Source organism: Geosporobacter subterraneus DSM 17957, assembly GCF_900142145.1.
GTDB lineage: Bacteria > Bacillota > Clostridia > Peptostreptococcales > Thermotaleaceae > Geosporobacter > Geosporobacter subterraneus.
Genome location: NZ_FQZV01000045.1, coordinates 24221 through 31829 on the forward strand (window position 1 = coordinate 24221; position 7609 = coordinate 31829).

Annotated in this window: 6 protein-coding genes; 1 reads left to right on the forward strand and 5 read right to left on the reverse strand. The window is 40.0% G+C overall.

Annotation, left to right across the window (positions count from 1 at the left end):
* Window positions 1-96 precede the first annotated feature (96 nt).
* A complete protein-coding gene (locus tag BUB56_RS14670) occupies window positions 97-3210 on the forward strand; it encodes a cation-translocating P-type ATPase (RefSeq protein WP_110942055.1) in 3114 nt (1037 codons plus the stop codon).
* 66 nt (window positions 3211-3276) lie between these two features.
* Here the strand turns inward: BUB56_RS14670 and BUB56_RS14675 are convergent, their stop codons facing one another.
* The 5 genes from BUB56_RS14675 to BUB56_RS14695 all read right to left on the reverse strand — a co-directional run bounded on the left by BUB56_RS14675 (window position 3277) and on the right by BUB56_RS14695 (window position 7291).
* Window positions 3277-3981 carry a TVP38/TMEM64 family protein gene (locus BUB56_RS14675; protein ID WP_110942056.1) on the reverse strand — a complete coding sequence of 235 codons (705 nt, stop codon included), beginning with the start codon at window positions 3979-3981 and terminating at the stop codon, window positions 3277-3279.
* Between the two features lie 14 nt (window positions 3982-3995).
* A complete protein-coding gene (locus BUB56_RS14680; protein WP_110942057.1) occupies window positions 3996-5132 on the reverse strand; it encodes a (Fe-S)-binding protein in 1137 nt (378 codons plus the stop codon).
* 277 nt (window positions 5133-5409) lie between these two features.
* Entirely contained in the window at window positions 5410-6102 is a 693-nt protein-coding gene (locus BUB56_RS14685; protein WP_330392661.1) for a TVP38/TMEM64 family protein, read from the reverse strand.
* Window positions 6103-6177: 75 nt separating this feature from the next.
* Window positions 6178-6591 (reverse strand): hypothetical protein, encoded by a 414-nt coding sequence (locus BUB56_RS14690; protein WP_110942058.1) that lies wholly within the window; start codon window positions 6589-6591, stop codon window positions 6178-6180.
* A 58-nt stretch (window positions 6592-6649) separates the two neighbouring features.
* Window positions 6650-7291 carry a YdjY domain-containing protein gene (locus BUB56_RS14695; RefSeq protein WP_110942059.1) on the reverse strand — a complete coding sequence of 214 codons (642 nt, stop codon included), beginning with the start codon at window positions 7289-7291 and terminating at the stop codon, window positions 6650-6652.
* Window positions 7292-7609: the final 318 nt, after the last annotated feature.

Consider the following 7609-nt stretch of genomic DNA (forward strand, 5'->3'; position numbering starts at 1 on the left):
TGGATTTATCCGTAAAAAACAGAGGCATAAAACTACTGCTTATTTATCATACTAAATATATTGTACAACAGAGTTTTTTCAATTCAGGAGGCCACTATGCAGGAAAAATTTGTATTACCATCTTCTGTGCAGGAATACACTTTAAATATTCCTGGCCGTATGCGGGTAAAAATAGATCGTCTAAAAAATAATGAAACCCTTTGTTTAAAGCTCATAGAATCCATGAGAAAAATTGAAGGCATACAAATGGTTACAGCAAATCCTTATACGGGAAAAGTACTGCTGATCTATGATAACTCCAAATGCACAGCACACCATATTGAAAAAATGCTATCGGATTTTTTATCTGATAGAAATACGAATACAAAAAAGTGTAAGGTGCTTCATCCTGATTTCCATGTCAAGCGAAAGCTTACAGCGGAAGAATTTTATAACAACCGGGCACTTTTATCCAATGACTATTATCAAGAGGGGCTTAAAACAATCTCCCCCCGTTTTCACCATGCCCGTCCCCGTGGTCCCTGGCATACCCTTGCATTGGAAGATTTATCACGTCAACTGGACACCAATCTTATGGAAGGTTTATCTGCTGCGGAGGCTTCTGCAAGATCTCAATCCCATGGAATCAATCAATTTGAACAAAAAAAGCAGCGATCCCTTTTATCTATGTTTTTTAACCAGTTTGACGGCTTTATTATCAAGCTGTTGCTCGGTGCCAGCGGTGTTTCACTTTTATTGGGACAAGTGGTTGATGCTGCCGCTATTCTCGTGATCATTGGCTTAGAGGCAGCATTAGGTGTATGGCAGGAGTACAAAGCGGAAAGATCTTTGGATGCCTTAAAACAGCTTTCTGCTCCTACTGCATGCGTCATACGGAACGGTATTGAAGAAAAAATTTCCTCAATAGCGCTGGTACCTGGAGATCTGATCCTCTTAGAAGCTGGCAATACAGTGCCTGCAGATGCCCGACTGATCGAAAGCTATGGCCTGGAAGTAATGGAATCCTCTCTAACAGGTGAATCTCACGGAGTTTCAAAAAAGGTTCAAAATCTAGATAATCCTGACCTACCCCTTGGGGATCGATCCAATATGCTTTATATGGGTACCGCCGTTATAAAAGGCAGGGGAAAGGCTTTGGTGGTATCCACCGGTATGTATACGGAGATGGGAAAAATCGCCGCCATGCTCAACAATGTGCAGGAGGAGCCAACGCCTCTGCAAAAAGATTTGAATCATCTTGCTAAGATGATTACATGGGGCTGCTTGGGAATTTCCAGCCTAATCACCCTGGGCGGTGTTCTAGGCGGACATCCGCTGCTGGAAATGCTGCGCACAGGGGTCAGCTTAGCCGTTGGAGCCATCCCTGAAGGTCTGACCACCGTATTAACCATCTCTCTGGCCTTTGGTGTACAGCGTATGGCTAAGAAAAACGCCATCGTTAAAACCCTGCCTGCTGTAGAAACCCTGAGCTGCACAAAGGTCATTTGTACGGATAAAACCGGTACCCTTACAAAAAATGAAATGACCGTTAAAGAAATTCTTACACTGGACAAAAAGATAGAGATAACCGGTGAGGGTTATAACCGAAAAGGTGATTTTATTCTCAACCAACAAAGAATTAATGTGAACAATCATAGAGATCTTCACCTGCTCCTGACCTCCGGCGCCCTTTGCAACAATGCTGAAATCCAAATCTCCAATACTGATAGATATGAAATTAAGGGCGATCCAACAGAGGCAGCGATTTTGGTGGCTGTTGAAAAATCCGGAACCCAGCTTACGGACTTTCAATGTTATAAAAGAGAGCATGAAATTCCCTTCGACGCCGATACCAAAAGAATGACCGCAGTGTGTTCCGATGAAAATGGAGCCTATCATGTATTTTCAAAAGGTGCTGTAGATGCGATCCTGGAACAATGCAGCAGCGTAATGCTGGACGACCAGGTGGTCGATATATCCCAGGAGTATATCGACAGAATTATAGCAATGAATGATGAAATGGCCTCCCGTGCTTTAAGGGTTCTTGCTTTAGCCTATAAACCCCTTGGGCATAAACCGGACTCTTTAAAAGACGATGATCTGGATCAGCAGATGATCTTCTTAGGTTTAGCGGGCATGATTGATCCGCCTCGTGAAGGCGTCAAGGAGGCCATAGGAAAATGTCATCAGGCAGGTATACGGGTAGTCATGATCACAGGAGACCATCAGGAAACTGCTGCAGCCATTGCAAAATCTATTAATCTGCTTACAGAGGATGGTATGATCATTTCCGGAGAAAAGCTGGATGAAATGAGTGAGGATGAACTGTCGGCGATAATCGGAAAGGTTCAGGTATTTGCCCGTACTTGCCCGGAACAAAAACTAAAGATTGTACGGGCTTTCAAAAAGAAGGGGTATATCGTAACGATGACAGGAGATGGAGTAAATGATGCCCCCGCCATTAAAGAGGCCCATGTAGGGATCGCCATGGGTAAATCAGGCACCGATGTAACGAGAGAGGCTTCCTCTATCATATTGATCGATGATAACTTCAGCACCATCGTCAAAGCAGTGGAAGAAGGCAGAACCATCAACCGCAATATTAAAAAATTCGTAAAATATGTACTCTCCGGCAACCTTGCAGAGGTATTAGCAATATTTCTTGCCTCTATTACAGGCATGCCGGTTCCCCTAATCCCCAGTCAAATCTTAATGATCAATCTGGTAACCGAAGGCATCCCAGCTCTCTCCCTTGGTGTAGATCCCCCTGAGAAGGATATCATGCAGGAGCCTCCTAGGGATACAGGGAATAGTATTTTCGATATCAGATTGAAAAGAAGGATTGTTACAAGAGGTATTGCTACTGGCTTAACCACGCTTGGGGTTTTTGGCGGTACACTATTCTTGACAGGAAACCTTGTAAAGGCCCGTACCATGGCTTTTGCCAATCTGGTATCCTGTCAAATGCTTCATGCCTTTGAATGCAGCTCTATGTCTATACGAAGAAATAGAGCACTGCTGCCTGCGGTGGCAATATCCAGCGGCTTGATGCTGGCATCTATCTACATCCCGTCTCTGGCAGCGGTTTTCTCTATGGGACCTCTAAATCTTGTGGATTGGGGGATGATTTTATTATCTACTACAATATTGAGCCGTATCGATGATTTTTTAAAAGATTTGCTTTACGTAACCAGAATGAGAAAAGCACCTTCCTTTGGTGTAGTGAATTAAAATTTTTTTATCATACAAAAAGCAGTCCTCACAACAGGATTGAGTGAGTACTGCTTCTATATTTATCTAATCATAGGATTGTTCAGTTTTTGAAATTTCCTGCAGCGACTCCAGCGACACCCTTTTTTTCAAAATAAAAGAAACTGCAAACATTAAAATTAACATAGATAAAGATACATAGAAGCCTCTAGACCCTGCCTCGGCAGATCTATAGCCCAGGTTGCTATAGACAAAAACTCCTGGGATAATGCCTATAAGCGTACCTATAAGAAAGTCCTGATACCTAATTTTTGAAAAGCCTGCACTATAGCTGATTACATCAAAGGGTAACAGTGGTATTAATCTCAATACCAAAATAATAAAAAATCCGTTTTTCTCTACTCTCTCATTGAAAATACTTATGTCATGCTTAATCAGTCTTTTAACAACTCCCTGCCCTAGTTTTCTCGCTATATAAAATGCCAGGGTTGCACCACAGGCAGCTCCGATCATGGTGTAGATAAAACCATGATAGAGCCCGAATACCAGTCCTGCCGCAATGGCTAATACAGCATCGGGGAAGAGCGTTAGTGGAACGAATGTGAACAGCAGGATATATATAAGCGGTGCTAAAACGCCAAAGCTCTCTAAATAATGCTTTACATCTTCAGCAGATATTCCTGAAAAAAATTTCCCATGATTTAGAAAATAGACTAGCAAAATCAGTATAAAGCCTAAACAACAGTATTTTATTATGAGCGCTTTTTTTTCTCTGATTAAATCCAAACCCATCACCCCTGTCTCCCCTATTTCAATCTATCAATTTTTCGCCTGCCACGATATCGATTCATCCATTTATTTAGCGTACTGCTCTCTTCTTGATCCAGTCTTTCATATATTTGCTTATTGAAAATAAGATCCAAAATATGGATAGATTTCTTCCCGCCTCTTCTCATTGACCATACACACTCCTGGCAGTAGGTCAGAATGTAATCCGACTTTGCTTGTTCAGCTCTTTTTTTCATCTGTTGCGTCGCTAATCCATGATTGGTTACCCCGATCATCGCACCAGACCCACAGCATAAGGTTTTTTCTTTAGAAAACTGCAGTTCTTCGATTTTGAGTTCCATGTCTTCAAGGATTTTTCTTATTGCTTCATGAATTTGCACTTCATTTCGTGTAGGACATGGATCATGTAATGCAAAAGTAACGGGAATTTTCTGAGTTTCTTCGATTGTACTTTGAGGAATTCCTATTTTGGCGATGACTTCCCATAAGGATGTTACGCGTACCTTTGGACTATGCTTTTTGATGGTCTGAAAGCAATTTTGGCAGGCTGTAATAACCTCGCTAATTTCCATGCGATCTATATCCGACTGCAAGCTGTCATAGTATTTTTTAAACAAAGCTAAGTCTCCCATCGTATAGGTTGGGTTTCCGCAGCATTTCGCAATAATACCGATATCACCTATTTGTCTTTGTAAGTATTCATATACCTTCATAACTATTTCAGGACTGTATGCTGTTAGACTGCAGCCCGGGAAAAAAATCGTCTTTTGGTTGCCTTTAGCTTTGCCCTCATAAGCTGTGGCAAAAAGCTTGGAAAAACTGTTCCTTTGATGAAATTTAACGGCTTTATGATTTATCTCCTTCGGAATACCATTGTTTTCCTCAACAATGAACTTTCTTATCTCCAAAAAACTTTTTTGTAAATCTACTTTTGTAGGACATACCTGAGTACAATAGCCGCACAATGCACATGAATAAGGTACTTGGCTGTCTATTTTCCCTTCTTCAACGGTTTTATTCAATAGTTCCTTAGGATTTGTACAATATTCATTCAGCATAGGACAGTTTTCCATACATTTCTTACAACCTATACATTTATCTACTTCTTCCTTTATTTCCCTTAAAATCCTATGGGAAAGCTGCTTATGTTTCATATGTTCATCCCTTTTTATCAAATTTGTTGCTATTTATAGAAAATGAAGCCTGTCTAAGTCCTCAATCAGGAAATATTGATATGTGACTAAGAATCATAATTTATACTCGGAACGACGAGGGCGTCGATCCCTACATTTCTATTGAGGTTTACGTAGGGAACGGCCTCTGTGCCGTTCCGAGGAATGATAAATTTCTTAATAACAGATCTATAGGGAAAGGACTGTTTCACCCTTTATGATAACAATCCTTCACTTTAAAAGTTTTTATTCTTCTTTCCTATACTTCAATTTTGTTTTTGTCCTTCCAGATCTTCTTGAAGAGAATAATTAGGGTACTAAGGGAAAACAAAATTAATAATCCAAAAACAAATTTCTTCGTTCCTCCCACCAGCATTCCGCCTACATAGGAATAGATGATCGTTGCGGGCAGCTGCCCTAGCCCGGTAGCCCAGAAAAAAGACCAAAAACTCATTGAAGTTAATCCTGCTCCATAGCTGACAACATCAAAGGATACAAAGGGAAGCAGTCGAGCGATCAGTATAGCATACTTACCATACTTATCAAAGAAGGCATCTATATTTTCTAAAGCAAACTTGCTTGTAAGCTTTTCAACAACTTCTCTTCCATAGTATCTTGAAATATAAAAGCATAATGCTGCGCCTGCCATTGCACTGGACCAAGACAGGATAGCCCCTTTTACCCAACCGAATAAGCCTGCATTCGCAAATGTTATAACAAAAGCAGGAAGCGGAGCTGCAACTGATTGAAAAATCATTAAGAGGAAAGAAATGACGGGGGCCCAGATACCGAAGGAAAGTATATATTCCTTCATAGCTTCTACATCAACTTTACTCAATATCATCACTGCCTGCCTAACAATGTCTTGCAGCGGGGTTATTAAGAAATATAAACTAATTACAAGTATAACAATGCCTATTTTAAACCATATGGATTTCATCCACTGTCTCACGGATTTTTTCCTGCCTTCCTTTTATATTTTTCTATGACAATCGCATTTCACTTCAGTATTCTAAGTCCTATTTAGTTACTTTTTATGAACAGTATTTATCTCTGAATATAGTATCATTCCTAATCCAATCAGCAACGCGGAAGATATATAGAGGTTCATGACGGAAAACTTTATATAAGTAAGCCCTAAAGCTTCTCTAATGATTGCCGCAGGCACAACCTGAATTCTATTCAATCCCAACATTACAACAGCAATTATCAAGCAGATAATCAAATTTACAGTTGTAAACTTGGCATTCATAAAATGAGTATATTTCCCTGCTTTTTTCATTCTTCTTATTAAAGAAACTATGAAAAAAGATATTACAGCAACCACAGGAATGATAATTCCTATATTCATCCTCATTTCCAGCCATTCAATCTGAAATGCAATGATGGCAGCCCCTAGACCCCATAAAAAGCTATTGTACATTAATTTAAAAGTATCCATTTGCATTTCCTCCTAAAAGTATTACAAAAGGTACGAGTATACTCATACCTTTTGTCCATTACTGAGCGATTCTGAAAATAACGGTTACTGTTGTTCCGTCTGCAGGAAGTACCTCTTTATTTCCAAAGAATTTAATTTCTTTAGAAGCTCCCGTTTCGTAGCTGGAGTTGCTTGTAATACCTACAGCGCAGCTATCAAGGCATAATATACAGCCTGTATTTTTCTCTTTGGCTCTTTCTAGGTTTCCACCAAATCTAATATCCATTGGTCTTGGCTCACTAGAGGTAATTATGTCATTGAAAGGGATTTCTTTTCCTAATCCTTCCCATGTAACGAATACATCCAGCTTTGTACCCTCCACCTTAACACCTTTTGTCATACAATCCAGGGTAACATTATTTCCTGGCTCTGCACCTATTGCAAGTAAAGCGTCGTGAAATTCTTTTTCATCAGTCAATCCTCTGAGCACAGATTTTTCCCCATTCGAACCATCTTTAAATACAACTCCATGTCGGGTAGATTCAGTAAAATATTTACCGTTTACTTCTGCCAGAATTTTTACTTCTTTATTACTAGTGTCTGTAACCATCGTTTCTTGTGACGTATTTGCTTCTGCTGCACTTGGGCTTTTAGGCGCACATCCCACAAAAACAGTTAAAATCAAAATTGCAGCTAAGCATAATAATAACGTTTTCTTCATTGTTATCCTCCTTGTAAGATAAATATAGGGTTAGGGCTCAAAAACCCACCCGAATGTTCTTTGACAACTTTAAATCTATTGTTCAGATGAATCAGTGACACCAGACATTGAATTTTTTAAACATCGTGCTATAATCTCTTTGTCAGAGAGATAGATGTGCATTCCTCCTGGATCCCTTCCATAGTAGAGGCTTATCCGTGAAAAAGCGTGTCACTCCACAAGGACGATTCGATGTTTAGCTGGTTGGGCCACCATTTGGTGTTACCCGTTTCAAATGCAAGGTTGTTTGACGTTCTTCTTTTAGTGGATGCTCTGATT